Annotated in this window: 16 protein-coding genes and 1 tRNA gene; 7 read left to right on the top strand and 10 right to left on the bottom strand. The window is 64.9% G+C overall.

Annotated features, from left to right (window positions below; genetic code table 11):
• The first annotated feature begins 82 nt into the window (after positions 1–82).
• Positions 83–868: a tRNA cyclic N6-threonylcarbamoyladenosine(37) synthase TcdA gene (tcdA, locus tag GSQ95_RS10700; protein WP_158893440.1), complete on the top strand. Its 786-nt coding sequence runs from the start codon at positions 83–85 to the stop codon at positions 866–868.
• A 162-nt stretch (positions 869–1,030) separates the two neighbouring features.
• On the opposite strand, the gene mltF is transcribed toward tcdA, so the two are convergent.
• Positions 1,031–2,515 (bottom strand): membrane-bound lytic murein transglycosylase MltF, encoded by a 1,485-nt coding sequence (mltF, locus tag GSQ95_RS10695; protein WP_133863121.1) that lies wholly within the window; start codon positions 2,513–2,515, stop codon positions 1,031–1,033.
• A gap of 316 nt (positions 2,516–2,831) precedes the next feature.
• On the opposite strand from mltF, the gene purL reads away from it, so the two are divergent.
• The gene (purL, locus tag GSQ95_RS10690) at positions 2,832–6,731 is read left to right on the top strand and encodes a phosphoribosylformylglycinamidine synthase (protein WP_158893438.1); all 3,900 of its coding nucleotides are present in this window, start codon (positions 2,832–2,834) and stop codon (positions 6,729–6,731) included.
• Positions 6,732–6,898: 167 nt separating this feature from the next.
• A complete protein-coding gene (locus GSQ95_RS10685) occupies positions 6,899–7,213 on the top strand; it encodes an NGG1p interacting factor NIF3 (RefSeq protein ID WP_158893436.1) in 315 nt (104 codons plus the stop codon).
• A gap of 3 nt (positions 7,214–7,216) precedes the next feature.
• Here the strand turns inward: GSQ95_RS10685 and GSQ95_RS10680 are convergent, their stop codons facing one another.
• The 5 genes from GSQ95_RS10680 to GSQ95_RS10660 form a co-directional block, all read right to left on the bottom strand.
• Complete coding sequence (locus tag GSQ95_RS10680; protein ID WP_158893434.1) at positions 7,217–7,513, bottom strand: helix-turn-helix domain-containing protein; 297 nt, start codon at positions 7,511–7,513, stop codon at positions 7,217–7,219.
• A gap of 53 nt (positions 7,514–7,566) precedes the next feature.
• Positions 7,567–10,398: a valine--tRNA ligase gene (locus GSQ95_RS10675; protein WP_158893432.1), complete on the bottom strand. Its 2,832-nt coding sequence runs from the start codon at positions 10,396–10,398 to the stop codon at positions 7,567–7,569.
• 81 nt (positions 10,399–10,479) lie between these two features.
• Complete coding sequence (locus tag GSQ95_RS10670; protein ID WP_158893430.1) at positions 10,480–10,842, bottom strand: hypothetical protein; 363 nt, start codon at positions 10,840–10,842, stop codon at positions 10,480–10,482.
• Positions 10,843–10,846: 4 nt separating this feature from the next.
• On the bottom strand, positions 10,847–11,275 hold the full coding sequence (locus tag GSQ95_RS10665; RefSeq protein WP_158893428.1) for a DNA polymerase III subunit chi: 429 nt from the start codon (positions 11,273–11,275) through the stop codon (positions 10,847–10,849).
• Between the two features lie 71 nt (positions 11,276–11,346).
• Positions 11,347–12,846, bottom strand: a complete 1,500-nt coding sequence (locus GSQ95_RS10660) for a leucyl aminopeptidase (RefSeq protein WP_158893426.1) — start codon at positions 12,844–12,846, stop codon at positions 11,347–11,349.
• 171 nt (positions 12,847–13,017) lie between these two features.
• Here GSQ95_RS10660 and lptF point away from each other — a divergent pair, with 171 nt between their 5' ends.
• Together lptF and lptG are read left to right on the top strand one after the other, a co-directional pair.
• Positions 13,018–14,130 carry an LPS export ABC transporter permease LptF gene (lptF, locus tag GSQ95_RS10655; protein WP_133863131.1) on the top strand — a complete coding sequence of 371 codons (1,113 nt, stop codon included), beginning with the start codon at positions 13,018–13,020 and terminating at the stop codon, positions 14,128–14,130.
• Positions 14,127–15,188, top strand: a complete 1,062-nt coding sequence (lptG, locus tag GSQ95_RS10650; RefSeq protein ID WP_133863132.1) for an LPS export ABC transporter permease LptG — start codon at positions 14,127–14,129, stop codon at positions 15,186–15,188. The genes lptF and lptG overlap by 4 nt, the downstream gene beginning before the upstream one ends.
• Before the next feature lie 22 nt (positions 15,189–15,210).
• Here the strand turns inward: lptG and GSQ95_RS10645 are convergent, their stop codons facing one another.
• The 3 genes from GSQ95_RS10645 to GSQ95_RS10635 all read right to left on the bottom strand — a co-directional run bounded on the left by GSQ95_RS10645 (position 15,211) and on the right by GSQ95_RS10635 (position 16,305).
• On the bottom strand, positions 15,211–15,531 hold the full coding sequence (locus GSQ95_RS10645) for a hypothetical protein (RefSeq protein WP_158893424.1): 321 nt from the start codon (positions 15,529–15,531) through the stop codon (positions 15,211–15,213).
• A gap of 100 nt (positions 15,532–15,631) precedes the next feature.
• Positions 15,632–16,099 carry a hypothetical protein gene (locus tag GSQ95_RS10640; RefSeq protein WP_158893422.1) on the bottom strand — a complete coding sequence of 156 codons (468 nt, stop codon included), beginning with the start codon at positions 16,097–16,099 and terminating at the stop codon, positions 15,632–15,634.
• Positions 16,100–16,134: 35 nt separating this feature from the next.
• Positions 16,135–16,305, bottom strand: coding sequence for a hypothetical protein (locus GSQ95_RS10635; protein ID WP_158893420.1), 171 nt, complete (start codon positions 16,303–16,305; stop codon positions 16,135–16,137).
• A gap of 285 nt (positions 16,306–16,590) precedes the next feature.
• Between GSQ95_RS10635 and GSQ95_RS10630 the strand changes: the two genes are divergently transcribed.
• Positions 16,591–17,094, top strand: a complete 504-nt coding sequence (locus GSQ95_RS10630; RefSeq protein ID WP_158893418.1) for a hypothetical protein — start codon at positions 16,591–16,593, stop codon at positions 17,092–17,094.
• A gap of 570 nt (positions 17,095–17,664) precedes the next feature.
• Entirely contained in the window at positions 17,665–18,171 is a 507-nt protein-coding gene (locus GSQ95_RS10625) for a hypothetical protein (protein WP_158893416.1), read from the top strand.
• A gap of 275 nt (positions 18,172–18,446) precedes the next feature.
• Here the strand turns inward: GSQ95_RS10625 and GSQ95_RS10620 are convergent.
• Positions 18,447–18,531: transfer RNA gene (locus tag GSQ95_RS10620), tRNA-Leu, on the bottom strand.
• Positions 18,532–18,637 lie beyond the last annotated feature (106 nt).

Genomic DNA, 18,637 nt, shown 5'->3' with positions numbered 1-18,637 from the left:
CGGGTCCCGGGAGGCAGCTAGGGTTCAGGGGGAGCGGTATGGTAAAGGAAAACCTATACTGTGGCTTTTGTGGAAAGCCTTCATGACGTTCGATGAACAACGCTTCGGCGGGATCGCCCGGCTCTATGGGCAGGAGGCCGTCGAGCGCCTGGCCGCCAGTCATGTCGCCGTGGTCGGCATTGGCGGGGTGGGTTCCTGGGCCGCCGAGGCCCTGGCGCGCAGCGGTGTCGGTCGCATCAGTCTGTTCGATCTGGACGACGTCTGCGTCAGCAACACCAATCGCCAGGTACATGCGCTGGAAGGGCAGGTGGGGCGGCCCAAGGTCACGGTGATGGCCGAGCGCATCCAGGCCATCAACCCGGCCTGCGCGGTCAAGGCGGTGGCGGACTTCGTCACCCGCGAGACCATGGCCGACTACATCACCGAAGAACTCGACCTGGTGCTGGACTGCATCGACAGCGTGGCCTCCAAGGCGGCGCTGATCGCCTGGTGCAAGAGACGCAAGATCGCCATCGTCACCACCGGCGGCGCCGGCGGCCAGATCGACCCCACCCAGATCCAGGTGGTCGACCTCAATCGCACCTACAACGATCCCCTGGCCTCGCGGGTGCGCTCGCTGCTGCGTCGCGACTATGGCTTCTCGCGCAATCCCAGTCGCCACTACAGCGTGCCCTGCGTCTTTTCCACCGAGCAGCTGCGCTATCCCAAGCCGGACGGCAGCGTCTGCCAGCAGAAGAGTTTCGTCGGCGAAGGCGTCCGCCTGGACTGCGCCGGCGGCTTCGGCGCGGTGATGATGGTCACCGCTACCTTCGGCATGGTCGCCGCGGCCCGCGCCGTGGACAAGCTGATCCAGAAGCCCAGGGGGTAGGGCTTTTCGTCGGTTGGGTGGAGCTCGGCGAAGCCCAACCTACGTTCAGCTATGTAGGGTGGACAACGGCGCAGCCTTGTCCACGCGGGATGGTGCCGGAGGTTGCCGGTGGAAAACGCGGGCGCGGTTTTCCACGCTACGAGGGTTCGAGCGCGGCGGCCCTCACATATCCTGGGGCGTTTCCCGGGCGGGGCGGTCGTCGGCGATGGCGGGGACGTGCAGGCCGGTCTTGGCCAGTTGCTGGCCTTCCATCTGCGGCTGGGTGGTCCAGGTGAGGATGTCGTAGTAACGGCGCACGTTCTGCACGAATTCCACCGTCTCCCCGCCGCGGGCGTAGCCGTAGCGGGTCTTGCTGTACCACTGCTTCTGCGCCAGGCGCGGCAGCATCTTCTTCACGTCCAGCCAGCGATCCGGGTCCAGGCCCTGGGATTCGGCCAGCCGGCGGGCGTCGAGGATGTGGGCGATGCCGATGTTGTAGGTGGCCAGGGCGAACCAGGTGCGATCCGGTTCGTGGATGCTGTCCGGCAACTCGTCGCGGATCTGGTCGAAGTACTTGGCGCCGCCGGTGATGCTCTGCTCCGGATCCAGGCGGTTGGCGACGCCCATGGCCTGGGCCGTGTTGTTGGTCAGCATCATCAGGCCGCGCACCCCGGTCTTGGAGGTGGCGTCCGGGGTCCACAGCGACTCCTGGTAGCCCATGGCGGCGAGCAGGCGCCAGTCCAGCTGATGCTTCTGCGCCACCTTGCGGAAGTGCTTCTCGTACTTGGGCAGGCGTTCCTGCAGGTGCTGGGCGAAGGTGTAGGCGCCTACATAGCCGAGGACGTCGACGTGACCGTAGTAGCGCTCCTTGAGCTGCTGCAGGGTGCCGTCGCGGCGGACCTTGTCCAGGTAGGCGTTGACCGCATCGAGCAGGCTGTTGTCCTCCCCGGGTTGCAGGGCCCAGGCCTGGCCCTGGTTGTCGCCCAGGTCGAAGGCCACCCGCACGTTGGGGAAGTACACCTGGTTCATGGCCAGTTCGTTGGAATCCACCAGGGTCAGGTCGATCTGGCCTTCGTCGACCATGCGCAACAGGTCGCTGACCTCCACCTGATCGGATTCGTCGAAGGTGAGTCCCGCTACCTGAGCCTGCAACGCCCTGAGCTGCTGCGCCTGGCTGCTGCCCTTGAGCACCAGGATGCGCTTGCCGACCAGATCCTTGGGCGTGCTGGGGCGGACGGTACCGTTGCGATAGATGACCTGGGGCACCACGTCCAGATAGCTGCGGGAAAATTTCAGATTCTGGCGATTGACCGAGGGCGTGAGGCCAGCTGCGGCGATCACCGGGCCGTCCGGCGCGGTCAGGCGATTGAAGAGGTCGTCGAGGTTGTCGGCGGTGCTGATTTCCAGGCGCACCTTGAGGGATTCGGCGAAGCCCTTGACCAGTTCGTATTCGAAACCGGTCTCGCCGTTGCGGTCCTGGAAGTAGGTTGCCGGACTGTTGCGCGTCACCACGCGCAGCACACCCGCCTGCTGCACCTGCTCCAGCGCGGTCGGCTTGGGCGGCGCAGGCACGTCGGCCTCCCCGCAGCTCATGAGCAAGGCGAGGAAGGGCAGGGTAAGCCAGGCGAATCGCTTGAAGGCTCTATTCAAATGGGCTAGCTCGGCCATACGGCATCAAAACGGCACTGGCGCCTTGCTGACGCGCCTCATCGGTCGGCCCCTCCGGGCACTCGTTATGGTCGGGACGCTCCGCGCCACCGGTCCGGCCAAAGGCTCTATCCTGAGCCCAATGGGGAGCCGCGTCCATGGGGCGCGGCAGGCCGTAACGGCGGGCAGTATACGCGAGAAGTGGGCAAGCGCCCATTTTATACATACAAGGGTGTTGGTAAGTCTGCATGAACCCTCGTCGCCGGAAGGTGTCCCCGGCGCGCCTTTAGGCTAGAATGCACGGCCCCAAAGTGACTTGGCCCCGAGGCTGTCCCCGATGCTGATCCTGCGCGGCGCTCCCGCTCTTTCTTCGTTCCGTCACGGCAAACTTCTCGACCAGCTGACTCGCCTGGCTCCCGGTGTCTCCGGGCTCTATGCCGAGTTCGTTCATTTCGCCGAAGTCGCCGGCACCCTGAGCGCGGAGGAAGAGGGCATCCTCGGCCGACTGCTGCAATACGGCCCCAGCGTCCCCCAGCAGGAACCCGGCGGCGCGCTGTTCCTCATCGTGCCGCGCCTGGGCACCATCTCGCCCTGGTCGAGCAAGGCCACCGACATCGCCCACAACTGTGGCCTGGCGCAGATCGAGCGCCTGGAGCGCGGCGTGGCCTACTATGTCGCCGGCGAGTTGGACGCTGCTGCCCACGCGCAGCTGGCCGCCGCCCTTCATGACCGCATGACCCAGCGCGTGCTGCCGGCCCTGGACGCCGCCGCCGACATCTTCAGCCATGCCACGCCCAGGCCGCTCACCGCGGTGGACGTGCTCGGCGGTGGTCACGCTGCCCTGGAACAGGCCAATCTCGAGCTGGGCCTGGCCCTGGCCGATGACGAGATCGACTACCTGGTCAAGAGCTTCACCGCCCTGGGGCGCAATCCCCATGACATCGAACTCATGATGTTCGCCCAGGCCAATTCCGAGCACTGCCGGCACAAGATCTTCAATGCCAGCTGGGACCTCGATGGCGAGAGCCAGGAGAAGTCGTTGTTCGGCATGATCAAGAACACCTTTGAGCTGAACCGCGCCGGCGTGCTGTCCGCCTACAAGGACAACGCCGCGGTCATGGAAGGCTTCACCGCCGGGCGCTTCTACCCCGACGCCGAGTCCCGCGAATACGGGGCGCACAGCCAGCCCGTGCACATCCTGATGAAGGTGGAGACCCACAACCACCCGACCGCCATCGCCCCCTTCCCCGGCGCCTCCACTGGTTCCGGCGGCGAGATCCGCGACGAAGGCGCCACCGGTCGCGGCTCCAAGCCCAAGGCGGGCCTGACCGGCTTCACCGTCTCCAACCTGAACATTCCCGGTTTCGCGCAGCCCTGGGAGCAGCCCTACGGCAAGCCCGAGCGCATCGTCACCCCGCTGGACATCATGATCGAGGGCCCGCTGGGTGGCGCCGCCTTCAACAACGAATTCGGTCGCCCGGCCCTGGCCGGCTACTTCCGCACCTTCGAGCAGCAGGTCGAGACCCCCCGCGGTCCCGAGGTGCGCGGCTATCACAAGCCGATCATGCTCGCCGGCGGCCTGGGCAACATCCGCGCCGACCACGTGCAGAAGGGCGACATCTCGGTGGGCGGCAAGCTCATCGTGCTCGGTGGTCCGGCCATGCTGATCGGCCTGGGCGGTGGCGCGGCCTCGTCCATGTCCACCGGCGCCAGCTCCGCCGACCTGGATTTCGCCTCGGTGCAGCGCGAGAACCCGGAAATGGAGCGCCGCTGCCAGGAGGTCATCGACCGCTGCTGGCAGCTGGGTGAAAACAACCCCATCACCTTTATCCACGACGTGGGTGCGGGCGGCCTGTCCAATGCCTTCCCCGAGCTGGTCAACGATGCCGGTCGCGGTGGTCGTTTCGAATTGCGCAACGTGCCCAACGACGAGCCGGGCATGAGTCCGCTGGAGATCTGGTGCAACGAGTCCCAGGAGCGCTACGTGCTCTCCGTGGACGCCGAGAACTTCGAGACCTTCAAGGCCATCTGCGAACGCGAGCGCTGCCCCTTCGCCGTGGTCGGCGAAGCCACCGAGGAGCGCCAGCTGACCGTGGCCGACAGCCACTTCGGCAACAACGCCGTGGACATGCCGCTGGACGTGCTGCTCGGCAAGCCGCCGCGCATGCACCGCAGCGCCACCCGGGAAGCCGAACTGGGCGACGCCTTCGACGGCGCCGGCCTGGACCTGACCGAGTCGGTGGAGCGCGTCCTGCGCCACCCGGCCGTGGCCAGCAAGAGCTTCCTGATCACCATCGGCGACCGCACCATCACCGGCCTGGTCGCCCGCGACCAGATGGTCGGCCCCTGGCAGGTGCCGGTGGCCGACTGCGCCGTGACTGCCACCAGCTTCGACGTCCACACCGGCGAAGCCATGGCCATGGGCGAGCGCACCCCGCTGGCGCTGCTCGACGCGCCTGCTTCCGGCCGCATGGCCATCGGCGAGACCATCACCAACCTGGCCGCCGCGCGCATCGAGAAGCTCGGCGACGTCAAGCTGTCCGCCAACTGGATGGCCGCTGCCGGCCATCCCGGCGAAGACGCGCGCCTCTATGAAACCGTCAAGGCGGTGGGCATGGAGCTGTGCCCGCAGCTGGGCATCACCATCCCGGTCGGCAAGGACTCCATGTCCATGAAGACCCGCTGGCAGGACGGCGGCGAAGACAAGAGCGTCACCGCGCCGCTGTCGCTTGTGATCACCGGTTTCGCCCCGGTGCAGGACATCCGCCGCACCCTGACCCCCCAGCTGCGCCTGGACAAGGGCCAGACCGACCTGATCCTCATCGACCTGGGTCGCGGCCAGAATCGCCTGGGCGGCTCCATCCTCGCCCAGACCCACGGCAAGCTCGGCCAGCAGGCCCCCGACGTCGACCAGGCCGAAGACCTCAAGGCCTTCTTCGCGGTGATCCAGGGGCTCAACCAGGACGGCCTGCTGCTGGCCTACCACGACCGTTCCGACGGTGGCCTCATTACCACTGTGGTGGAAATGGCCTTCGCCGGTCACTGCGGCCTGGCCCTGCGCCTGGACGCCCTGGCCGCCGACCGTGACGAACTGACCCGCGCGCTGTTCGCCGAGGAGCTGGGTGCCGTCATCCAGGTGCCCCAGGACTTCACCCACGAGGTGCTGGCCCAGTTCAGCGCGGCCGGTCTGGAAGACTGCGTGGCGGTGATCGGCAACCCGGTCAACGGCTACGAGATCAACATCCACTACCACGACGAGCACCTCTACCGGGCCGAGCGGCGCATGCTGCAGCGCGTCTGGAGCGAGACCAGCTTTCAGATCCAGCGCCTGCGCGACAACGCCGAGTGCGCCCAGCAGGAATTCGGCGCCCTGCTGGAAGAGGATCATCCGGGGCTGTCGGCCAAGCTGGCCTATGATCCTAACGAAGACATCTGCGCGCCCTACATCAAGAAGGGCGTGCGGCCGCAGGTCGCCATCCTGCGCGAGCAGGGCGTCAACGGCCAGGTGGAGATGGGCGCGGCCTTCGATCGTGCCGGCTTCGCCGCCATCGACGTGCACATGAGCGACATCCTCTCCGGTCGCATTGACCTGGCGGACTTCAAGGGCGTGGTGGCCTGTGGCGGCTTCTCCTATGGCGACGTCCTCGGCGCCGGCGGTGGCTGGGCCAAGTCCATCCTGTTCAACGCCCGTGCCCGTGACGGCTTCCAGCAGTTCTTCGAGCGCACCGACACCTTTACCCTGGGCGTGTGCAACGGCTGCCAGATGGTCGCCAACCTGCGCGAGCTGGTGCCCGGCAGCGAATTCTGGCCGCGCTTCGTGCGCAACCGCTCCGAGCAGTTCGAGGCGCGGGTGGCCATGGTCCAGGTGCAGGATTCGCCCTCGCTGTTCCTCGCCGGCATGGCCGGGTCGCGGCTGCCCATCGCCATCGCCCATGGCGAAGGCTTCGCCGAGTACCCGAACCAGCAGGCGCTGGTCGCCGCTGACGTCTCCGGCACCGTGGCGCTGCGCTATGTCGATGGTCACAGCAAGGTCACCGAGACCTATCCGGCCAACCCCAACGGCTCGCCGCTGGGCATCACCGGGCTGTCCAGCCAGGACGGTCGCGTCCTGCTGATGATGCCGCACCCCGAGCGCTGCTTCCGGGCCGTGCAGAACTCCTGGATTCCCGCCGACTGGCAGGGCGAGGACGGCGGCTGGATGCGCCTGTTCCGCAATGCGCGGGTCTGGGTGGACTGAGGGTTCGGCGTCTGGCCAGGCTGGCTCGACCTGCGGTCGGGTGAGCCTGGCCCATAGGCTCTCTTCCAAACCGACGGCGAGCCACCCGGCATCCGCCGCTGCGCTCTTACCTCCTCTCCCTCAGGGAGAGGGCTGGGGTGAGGGCCGCCCAGCCGGAGAGCGTCACCATGCTCAAACTCTGCTTCTACGTCCCCGACTCCCACCTGGAAGCCGTCAAGCAGGCGATCTTCGCCGTGGGCGGCGGTCGCATCGGTCTGTACGACAGCTGTTGTTGGCAGGTCCAGGGCGTCGGCCAGTTCCGCCCTTTGCCTGGCAGCCAGCCGCACCTGGGCGAGCAGGGCAGTCTCGAACAGCTGGAGGAATGGCGTGTGGAGCTGGTGCTGGCCGACGAACAGATCGCCCGCCAGGCGGTGGCGGCGCTCAAGGGCGCGCATCCCTATGAGACGCCGGCCTATGACGTGGTGCAGGCGCTGGATTTCTAGTCGTCAGGGATAACCCAGAACCGTCCTGATCCGCGGCAACTCACGCTCGACCCAGCGCGGATCCACCGCGCCCCAGTCGCGGATCTCGTAGCCGCCGGCGTTGTTGCGCGCGCCGTCGCCCTGCACGAACTGGCAGTCGATATCCAGATCGGCCAGCGCCAGCAGGGTGTCCTGGGCAGTGCGCCGCGGCATGCCGGTGGCCGCCATCAACGCCGGCACGCTGGTGGCGGTGCCACTGGCCACCAGCAAGGCCACATAGAGGCGGCGATAGAAGCTGGTCTTGGTCTTGCTCACATCCATGAGAGTCGTCCTGGGTAATAAAAAGCCCACCGCGAGGGTGGGCTTTAGGGGCATCAGAGGGTGGCGATGCGCTGCCGCTGCTCCACCAGCTTGGCCAGGGCCTGTTCGGCCTCGGCCAGTTTGGCACGCTCCTTCTCCAGCACCTCGGCCGGGGCCTTGGCGACGAAGCCTTCATTGGCCAGCTTGCCACCGACGCGCTTGACCTCGCCTTCCAGGCGGCCGATCTCCTTGTCCAGGCGCGTCAGTTCCGCGTCCTTGTCGATCAGGCCGGCCATGGGCACCAGCACTTCCATCTCGCCCACCAGGGTGGTGGCGGACATCGGTGCTTCCTCGCCGGCGGCCAGCACGCGGACCGATTCCAGCTTGGCCAGCTTGTTCAGCAGCGGCTCGAAGTCGGCCAGGCGACGCTGATCCTCGGCACTGGCGTTGGCGACGATGATGTCGATGCGTTTGGCCATGGAGATCTTCATCTCACCACGGATCTGCCGCACGCCCAGCATCAGCGCCTTGACCCACTCGATGTCGCCTTCGGCGGCGGCATCGATGCGCGCCTCGTTGGCCACCGGCCAGGGTTGCAGCATCAGGGTCTCGCCCTGGACACCGGCCGGCGCCTTGAGGCGCTGCCAGATTTCCTCGGTGATGAAGGGCATGAAGGGATGCGCCAGGCGCAGCACCACCTCCAGTACCCGCGCCAGGGTGCGACGGGTGCCGCGCTGACGCTCGATGGAGGCGTTCTCGTCCCACAGCACCGGCTTGACCAGTTCCAGGTACCAGGCGCAGTACTCGTCCCAGACGAATTCGTAGAGCGCCTGGGTGGCCAGGTCGAAACGGAAGGCGTCGAGCTGACGGGTCACCTCGGCCTCGGTGCGTTGCAGCTGGGAGATGATCCAGCGATCCACCGAGGACAGCTCGACCGGTTCGTCGTTGACGCCGGTATCCTGGCCCTCGACGTTCTCCATGACGAAATTCGCCGCGTTCCACAGCTTGTTGCAGAAGTTGCGGTAGCCCTCGACGCGACCCATGTCGAACTTGACGTCGCGGCCGGTGGTGGCCAGGGAGCAGAAGGTGAATCTCAGGGCATCGGTGCCGTAGCTGGCGATGCCGTCCGGGAATTCGGCGCGGGTCTGCTTGGCGATCTTCTCGGCCAGCTTGGGCTGCATCAGGCCGCTGGTGCGCTTCTCCAGCAGGGTGTCCAGGTCGATGCCGTCGACGATGTCCAGCGGGTCGAGCACGTTGCCCTTGGACTTGGACATCTTCTGGCCCTGGCCATCGCGCACCAGGCCATGGACATAGACGGTCTTGAACGGGATCTGCCCGGTCAGGTGGGTGGACAGCATGATCATCCGGGCGACCCAGAAGAAGATGATGTCGAAGCCGGTGACCAGCACGTCGGTGGGGTGGAAGGTCTTCAGCGCCTCGGTCTGCTCGGGCCAGCCCAGGGTGGAGAAGGTCCACAGGCCGGAGCTGAACCAGGTGTCCAGCACGTCGTCGTCCTGGCGCAGGGCTATGTCACCCAGGTTGTGCTTGGCGCGTACCTCGGCTTCGTCGCGACCGACGTAGACGTTGCCGGCCTGGTCGTACCAGGCCGGAATGCGGTGGCCCCACCAGAGCTGGCGGCTGATGCACCAGTCCTGGATGTCGCGCATCCAGCTGAAGTACATGTTCTCGTACTGCTTGGGCACGAATTGCACCTCGCCGCTCTCGACCACGGCGATCGCCTTTTCGGCCAGGGGCTTGGTGGAAACGTACCACTGGTCGGTCAGCCAGGGCTCGATCACGGTGCCAGAGCGGTCGCCCTTGGGCACCTTGAGGGCGTGGTCGTCGATCTTTTCCAGGCGGCCGGCGGCCTCCAGGTCGGCGACGATGCGCTTGCGCGCCTCGAAGCGGTCCAGCCCGGCGTAGGCGGCGGGGAGGGTGGCGTCGAACATGCCATTGACGCTGCCGTCCAGGTTGAACACCTGGGCGCCGGGGAGGACGGCCGCGTCGGCATCGAAGATGGTGATCAGCGGCAGGTTGTGTCGCTTGCCGACTTCATAGTCGTTGAAGTCGTGGGCCGGGGTGATCTTGACGCAGCCGGTGCCGAATTCGGGGTCGCAATAGTCGTCACCGACGATGGGGATGCGCCGGCCCACCAGGGGCAGCTCGACGTACTGGCCGATCAGGTCCTTGTAGCGCGGGTCTTCCGGGTGCACGGCCACGGCGGCGTCGCCCAGCAGGGTCTCGGGACGGGTGGTGGCGACCACCAGATGGTCCATGCCCTCGGCGGTGCGGGCGCCATCGGCCAGCGGATAGCGCAGGTGCCAGAGGTGACCCTTCTCGTCATGGCTTTCCACTTCCAGGTCGGAAATGGCGGTGTGCAGCTTGGTGTCCCAGTTGACCAGGCGCTTGCCGCGATAGATCAGGCCGTCCTCGTGCAGGCGCACGAAGGCTTCCTTGACCGCCTCGGAGAGGCCCTCGTCCATGGTGAAGCGCTCGCGCGACCAGTCCACCGAGGAGCCCAGGCGGCGGATCTGCCGGCTGATGTTGCCCCCGGATTCGTTCTTCCATTCCCAGACCTTCTCCAGGAATTTCTCCCGACCCAGGTCATGGCGCGACAGGCCCTCGGCGCCGATGCGGCGCTCCACCAGCATCTGGGTGGCGATGCCGGCGTGGTCCGTGCCCGGCTGCCAGAGGGTGTTGCGACCCTGCATGCGGCGGAAGCGGATCAGGGCGTCCATGATGGCGTTGTTGAAGCCATGGCCCATGTGCAGGCTGCCGGTCACGTTCGGCGGCGGGATCATGATGGTGTAGGGCTCGCCCGACCCCTGGGGCGCGAAATGGCCCTGGCGTTCCCAGGTCTGGTACCAGGAGGTTTCGATGGCGTGCGGCTGGTAGGTCTTGTCCATGGAGGGGGCTTTTGTCGCTGGAAGAGGAAAGCCTCCGAGTATAGCGACTCCGGCCCGCCGACGGCAGTTGGCGCCCCGCGCTCAGGGACGCTGCAGCAGTTCTTCCAGGCGCTGCTGGAGACGGCGCTGCAATTCGGCCTCCAGACGCGGCAACTGCTCGTCGAGCAGTTCCTGAAGAATGGCCGGTGCTTCCTGGCGCAGGCGCACCTGGGCCAGGTCTTCGTGCGGCGCGCTGGGCGTCGCCTCTTCGATGACGTCCGGCACGATCTGGTCGAGCAGCGGCGGAATGGCCTTGAGCCGCTCGGCGCTGGGCGCTATGACATCGGAGAGGATGGGGATGCCATCGGCGCTGATCGGCTGGACCGTGTTACGGCTCTTGTCGAGCACCTGGCGGATGGCTTCGAGGTCTTGCAGGACGTGCGCGGGAGGCTTGGTGCTGGTCATGAAATCAGACACGTGACAGCTGATGGTCCTGTAGAGCATAGCCAAGCTTGCGGTAGAAGCGAAAACCTTCGCGCATCGCCTGGCGAACTTCGGGGGCTTCGACGACCACTTCGGCGATCCGGGCGAAACCCGCATGGCAGGGCGGCGGCGCCAGGCTGAGGTTGATCAGCAGCTCACCCGTCTGCTCGGCGGGCGTGGTCAGGCCGAGCACCACCGGGCTGTCGCTGGATGTTTCCGCAAGATCGTGGGGAACGAAGCTGTCCGGGCGGAAGGCCCACAGCTGGTCATCCAGACGCTGGCGCTGCTCGGCGTCGGCACAGTGCACATAGACCGGCATGCCCTGCTTCCAGGCCTTGTCCATCAGCCGGCAGGCGAAGGCCAGCCGCGCCGCGGGATCGGTGGAAGGCAGGACATAGAAATCGACACGGGTCATGGCGGATCACGAAGAAGGAGAGGGAAACGGCAAGGCCGCGACACAGGGGCGTCGCGGCCTTGGGCAGAGGCTTAGGCCTCGTTACTGCGGTCGAGCAGGTACTGCACCAGCAGCGGGACCGGACGACCGGTGGCGGCCTTGTCCTTGCCGCCGCTGATCCAGGCGGTACCGGCCACGTCCAGATGCACCCAGGGATAGGCCTTGGCGTAGCGCGCCAGGAAGCAGCCGGCGGTGATGGTGCCGGCCTTGGGGCCGCCGATGTTGGCCATGTCGGCGAAGGGGCTGTCCAGCTGCTCCTGGTACTCGTCGTGCAGCGGCAGTTGCCAGACGCGGTCGTCGGCGCGATCGCCAGCCTGCTTGACCTGGTCGATCAGGGCGTCGTCGTTGCCCATCAGGCCCGAGACCAGCGAACCCAGCGCGGTGATGCAGGCGCCGGTGAGGGTGGCGATGTCGATCACCGCCTTGGGCTGGAAGCGCTCGGCATAGGTGAGGGTATCGCACAGCACCAGGCGGCCTTCGGCGTCGGTGTTGAGGATCTCGATGGTCTGGCCGCTCATGCTGGTGACGATGTCACCCGGACGGGTGGCGGTGCCGCTGGGCATGTTCTCGGCCAGGGCCAGCAGGCCCACCACGTTGATCGCCGGCTTGAGCTCCATGAGGGCGCGGAAGGTGCCCAGGACGCTGGCGGCGCCGCACATGTCGTACTTCATCTCGTCCATGCCGGCGCTGGGCTTGATGCTGATGCCACCGGTGTCGAAGGTGATGCCCTTGCCGACCAGGGTGTAGGGCTGGGCATTCTTGGCGCCGCCCTTGTACTGCAGCACCACCAGGCGCGGCGGCTGGGCGCTGCCCTGGGCCACGGCGAGGAAGGAGCCCATGCCCAATTCGCTCATCTTCTTCTCGTCGAGCACCTCGACGGAGAGCCCGGCGTCCTTGAACTGCTTGCCCAGGGCCTTGGCCTGATCGGCCACATAGACCGGATTGCAGACGTTCGGCGGCAGGTTGCCGAAGTCCTTGGCGTAGGCGGTGCCGTGGGTGATCGCCAGGGCATGGGCCAGGGCGCGTTCGGCTTCCGGCTGGGAGGCCTTGGTGGTGACCAGGGTCAGCTTCTTCAGTGGCCGCGGCTCGGCCTTCTTGCTCTTGAAGCGATCGAAGACGTAGTCGCCATCGGCCAGGGTCTCGGCCAGCAGGCGCAGGCGGGCATAGCCGTCACGATTCTTGACCGGCACATCGCCGAGGGCGATGGCGGCGTCGCTGCCGCCCAGGCTCTTGAGCACACTCAGGGCGCCGCTGGCCAGTTTGCGGTACTGGCGGTCGGACAGCCCTTCGCTGGCGCCGCTACCCACCAGCAGCACGCGCTCGGCCTTGAGGCCGGGCAGGTTGGTCAGCAGCAGGGTCTGGCCGGCCTTGCCGGCGATGTCGCCGCGCTTGACGGCCGCGCTCAGGGCGCCGGAAGTGGCAGCGTCCACGGCGCTGGCCGCTGCGTCGAGCGCACCGCCTTCACCGACGGCCACGACCAGCGTGGCGGTTTTCAGGGTTTCCGGACGAGCGTTTTTGACGACGAATTCCATTAGGAGAAGCTCCCCAAGACAAACACATGAGTTCGCAGGATATAATGCGGGGCTTTCGCCAGGGCCTTTCCCGGCGATCGGCCTTCAACGGGTGGGCCTTGCAACGCAAGCCATGCAGCCGAGCTAGTGTGAGCGTTCGCGCCAGAGCCTGACAACCCTGGAGAATCCTGTTTGATCGTCTTCCGCTATCTGTCTCGAGAAGTTCTCACCACCCTCGGCGCGGTCAGTGCCGTGCTGCTGGTGATCATCATGAGCGGCCGCTTCATCAAGTACCTGGCCCAGGCGGCCCAGGGCCTGCTGGATCCGGGTGTGCTGCTGCTCATCATGGCCTACCGCATCCCCGGCTTCCTGCAGCTGATCCTGCCGCTGGGGCTCTTTCTCGGCTTCCTGCTGGCCTATGGCCGACTGTACCTGGACAGCGAGATGACCGTGCTCACCGCCACCGGCCTGAGTCCGCGCCGCCTGCTGGCCTACAGCATGGCGCCCGCCGCGCTGGTGGCCCTGGTGGTTGCCTGGCTGAGCCTGTCGCTGGCGCCCCTGGGCGTGCAGAAGGTCACCACCATCCTCAACCAGCAGGACGCCATGACCGAGTTCGACACCCTCGAACCCGGCCGCTTCCAGTCGCTGCGGGACAACTCGCGGGTGACCTACACCGAGCGCCTGTCGGCGGATCGCAGCCAGCTGGGCGGCGTCTTCATTTCCGAGCGCAACACCTCCACCGCTGGCGGCAAGGACCGTGGCGTGGGCGTGCTGGTGGCCGACACCGGCCGGCAGGAAATCCACCCGGACGGCAGTCGCTACCTGATCCTGCAGAACGGCTTCCGCTACGACGGCGTCCCCGGCCAGGCCGACTACCGCGCGGTGCAGTACGACACCTATGGCGTGCTCCTGCCCAAGCCCGCTGTCAGCGAGGACATCAGCGAGCGTGACGCCGTCACCACCGGCGAACTCATGCGCAGCAACGAGCTGCAGTATCGCGGCGAACTGCAATGGCGGCTGTCGCTGCCGATCCTGGTGTTCATCGTGACCCTCATCGCCGTGCCCCTGGCCAAGGTCAATCCGCGCCAGGGCCGCTTCCTCAAGCTGCTGCCGGCGATCCTGCTGTACATGGCCTACCTGTCGCTGCTGATCGCCGCCCGCGGCGCCCTGGACAAGGGCCGCCTGCCGCCGGCCATCGGCCTGTGGGGCGTGCACCTGCTGTTCCTGGTGCTCGGCCTGCTGCTGGCCTTCTGGGAACCGCTCAAGGCGCGTCTGCGCGGTCACAAGCCGGAGGTGGCGGCATGAACAAGCTCGACTGGTACATAGGGCGCACCGTCTTCGTCAGCATCCTCGCGGTGCTGGGCGTGATCGTCGGCCTGGCCCTGCTGTTCGCCTTCATCGACCAGCTCGGCGATTTCGATGACAACTACGGCGTCGCCGAGGCGCTCAAGTTCGTCCTCCTGACCTCGCCGCGGCGCGCCTACGAGATGCTGCCCATGGCCGCGCTCATCGGCTGCCTGATCGGCCTGGGCACCCTGGCCAGCAGCAGCGAACTGATCGTGATGCGCGCCGCCGGTGTTTCCCTGGGGCGCATCGTCTGGGCGGTGATGAAGCCGATGTTCGTGCTGCTCATCGCCGGCATCCTGGTCGGCGAATACGTGGCGCCCTGGTCGGAAAACCTGGCGCAGAGCGGCCGCGCCCTGGCGCAGAGCGCCGGCAAGGCGCAGAGCTCGCGCCATGGCCTCTGGCATCGTCAGGGTCACGAGTACACCCACGTCAACGCGGTGCAGCCCAATGGCCTGCTGCTGGGGGTGACGCGCTACGAGTTCGACGACAATCGCCACCTGCTGCAATCCAGCTTCGCCCAGCGCGGCATCTATCGCGGCGATCACTGGGAGCTGGAAAACGTCAGCATCACCGACTTCGGCAATCGCCAGACCAGCATCCGCCAGGAGCCCAAGGTGATCTGGAACGTCGAGCTGACGCCGCAGGTGCTCGACACCGTGATCATGGAGCCGGATGCGCTGTCGATTTCCGGGCTGTGGTGGTACATCCACTACCTGGCCGATCAGGGACTGAGCAACAAGAGCTACTGGCTGGCGTTCTGGTCGAAGATCTTCCAGCCGCTGGTGACCGCCGCCCTGGTGCTGATGGCGATCTCCTTCATCTTCGGCCCGCTGCGTTCGGTGACCCTGGGCCAGCGGATCTTCACCGGGGTGATCATCGGCTTCGCCCTGCGGATCTTCCAGGATCTGCTCGGGCCATCCAGCCTGGTGTTCGGCTTCTCGCCGCTGCTGGCCGTGCTGGCACCGGCGCTGCTCTGCGCCGTGGCCGGGGTGCTGTTGCTGCGCCGGGCTGGCTAGGGCCGCCCGGCGGCGCCGCTCGCTAGGCGGCGCCCTTGCTCGCTGCCGGCTGCGGCTGCAACCAGCCGGCGTGCGCTTCGCAGAAGTTCAGGATCCGCTGCACCCGGCGGATCTGATCCCGATGGCGGCATTCGCCCACCACGGTACGCACCAGCAGATCGACGTTCTGCATGTGGATCAGGCGCAAATCCGCGCTCATGTCGGGGCAGGCTTCCATCTCGTCGATGCGCGTCTCGCAACGCGAGAGCAGCCGCTCGATGAAGGCCGGGGAGAAGCGGGCGGGGGTCTGGGCCGTTTCCAGGTCCTCGACCGCCACCTGGGAGAGGGGGGAGAGCGTTTCCATGCGCAAGATCTCGCGTCCGTATCGATGTCTTACTATTGCATGCTTTGCCCTTGCGTTTCAGCTGCCGGTGGTCAGCTGGCTATCCGGTCATTTGCGGGGCTCAGCGCGGATGTCCGGGTGCTTCTGTCGCCACGTCGAGCAGCGCTGAACGCGCCTTAAGATAAGACTGCTTCTGCTGCAAGTCGGCCGGATGATCGATGGTGAGCCCGGCCAGATAGCCCTGCCAGGCGGCCAGGTAGGCCTTCTGTGCATTGCGCAGCCGTCGATCCTGGCCGGCGGGTAACTGGTCCGTGGCAGACTTCTCTTCGGCAGCGGCCCGAGCCTGGCAACTGCTCAGCCGCTGACGAAAGTCCGCCAGGCGCCCCTCTTCGCCCGCCAGGCGGGCGTTGTTGCCGTGCAGCACCAGCAATTCGCAACCATAGAGGGCGCTGTGCAACCGGGCCTGCAGCGTCCAGCTGGGCGAGCGATCCAGGTCGATAGCTGCACCTGCTGGCGTGACCGGTTGCTGCACGGCGCAGCCAACCAGGGTCAGCAGCAGGGCGAGTAGCAGGGGAGGGCGCAGGCGCATCTTCCGGTCTCGGTAAGCCTTTGGCAGGCGCCAGCCTACTGGTAACGCTGCCATTCCCGATACTTGTCCATCAGGTGGTCACCGACCGCCTGCCGGTGCTTGCAGTCCTCGCCGCTCAGCGTACTGGGTTCGCAGACGGAGCCGGCTGGGCTGTAGTGGTTGCAGCCGGTCAGTAGCAGGGCGAAGCCTAAAAGCAGAATTTTCAAGAGACGTACTTTCGCGAGTTCGAAGAGCGGGCGTTGAATTTCCAGAGTTCTAGCTAGCTAGTTATTTCGGCTATACACCTTCAAGCGCAACAGGATTGACCCGCTACTGATTTTGAAGGAGGTACCGAGGGTCGCTTCAGGTTGCTATGGTCGTCTATTTAGACGACAGGAGGTCATATGGATATAGTCAGAGGATTGTGACGCGGTTCTCATAAGGTAAAATGCTGCCCGCTGCGCAATGCAGTTTGCCAATGAAGGCATCGGAAGTCTGCCAAGGGAGTCAGCATGAAAGTCTTTCGTACCACCGTCACCGTTTTGTCTGCCGCCTGTCTGCTCACCCTGAGTGGCTGTGCGAGCATCGTCGGTAACAGCCAGTATCCGGTCGCTGTAAAGAGCACACCCGCTGGTGCCAGCTTCACTATCAAGAATCGTTCGGGCGAGCTCGTTCACACCGGCACCACCCCCGGAACCGTGACACTCAAGTCGGGCAGCGGCTATTTCACGGGTGAAGCCTACACCGTCACCTTCCACAAGGATGGCTACGCCGATACCACGACCCAGCTCAGCAGTAGCATGAGCGGCTGGTACTGGGGCAACATTCTTTTCGGCGGTCTGATTGGCATGCTGATTGTAGATCCGCTGACTGGTGCCATGTACAAACTGCCGGACTCGTCGAGCGGTGATCTGGGCGCTCCTGTCATGGCCAAGAGCGCCGGGCAAGACCTGACGATGCTCACCATCGATCAGGTGCCAGCAGACCAACGATTGAAGCTGATTCGTGTGAACTGAAAGAAGGCCCGTCATGAACGGGCCTTTTCGTATGTCTGCTCCAGAAAGCGCTGTAGGCGCTCGAAGGTCCGGTTGAAAACCGGAACGAAATCAGCGGGCACAAAAAACCGCCTTGAGGCGACGGTTTCTTGGGCTTCTAGGCAGCATAGGGACACCGGGAAGGTACAGCTTGGTGCCCGGGGAGGCTCGAACCAAAGGCTGTGTGCTGCCGTTCATGTGGTTTTTTTGCTGCGTATTGCCTGTCTACTCATAAATCTACTCGCTATTATTTTGCGTCTACTTAAAGCGTGAAATTTTGGGGCGTAAGAAAACGCACCACAGTCGATCGGTCGTGATGTGCATTTTGGGCGTGGGGTTAGCCGCGGCTCATTGGCCGGACAGTGTCAGTCGTGTTGACCATAGTCTTATTAATGCAGCAGTCTCTCGGTAGCCGGATACGCACTCGTTCAAGGATGACCAATCATCTCGATGCCAGTCGTTACCTACGGATGTACCGCATGCGATCTTAGGTGCTCTGACGTCGACAGGTGGGGCTACAGGTATTCCCTGTATGGAGAGCTTAAGGTACGGATGCGGGTCGCCATTGGCTGGTGCCGCGCATGCGATGACCTTGGAGTGATTGAAGTCCTACCTGATGCAGCTGGCGAGCTGGAGCTTCAACAAACGTTGGAGGCCTACCAGGTCGAACTTAGCGAGGTGTTTGCCAATGACCCACCCCGAAAGCGCTGGTGGCAGTTGTCGTCTATAAAAAGTACCAAGCAATCAAACTTGGAGTACTACATCAAGTCAACAGCGGAGGCGCTCGCTGAATATCAATTGGCGCGCAAGGCTTTGTCCTCAAGAGCAAGTCGTGGGCGCTGTCTGCGCTGTGGGTCTGATGATTGCCTACAGCTACCACCACATGAAGCCAAGTACTACGATCCGGAGCCAGTGCCTGAGCCTATTGGCCTTGAACATCCAGGGTGTAGCGGTCAGCTGACAATCTTCTGTGATGACTTACGCTTTAATATTCGACTGACTGAAAAGTCTTACAACCTTGAAGGTTTACTGGTTGATGAGAATTATTCGGGCGTTTGAAGGCGGCGTGCTCAAATTGTTTAACAGACATTGCCGGATCTGCCCGGTTGTGTGAAGCAGTGAGATGATGGCTCAATTCTGCGCCATCCTTGTTTTGCTGGACACCAAGGTGAAAACCTGGCCAGTGGAAATCAAATCTAATTTTGGTGGTAACTTGGGTCGATTAAATCCAACGACTAACAATTCAGTTTTTGGCTGCTAAAAATTTTGTATAAAAAAAGGGTGGAAATCTCTTTCTACCCTTCTCATAAACGCTTGATTTTTAGTGCAAAAACTGGTGCCCCGGGGGAGACTCGAACTCCCACTCCTTTCGGAAACGGATTTTGAATCCGCCGCGTCTACCGGTTCCGCCACCGGGGCAATGGCGGCGGAGTATAGGGACGCGGGCAGGCCCGGTCAATCTAAAGTGCTTTGGTGAAAAAGGTCGCTTCCGGTAAGCTGTGCGGCCTTTCGAGATCTACCTGCC

The sequence above is a fragment of the Pseudomonas sp. BAV 4579 genome, from assembly GCF_009765395.1.
Taxonomy (GTDB): Bacteria; Pseudomonadota; Gammaproteobacteria; order Pseudomonadales; family Pseudomonadaceae; genus Chryseomonas; species Chryseomonas aestiva.
The sequence above is the reverse complement of the archived record's forward strand: the minus strand, read 5'-3'. Positions and strand labels throughout refer to the sequence as shown.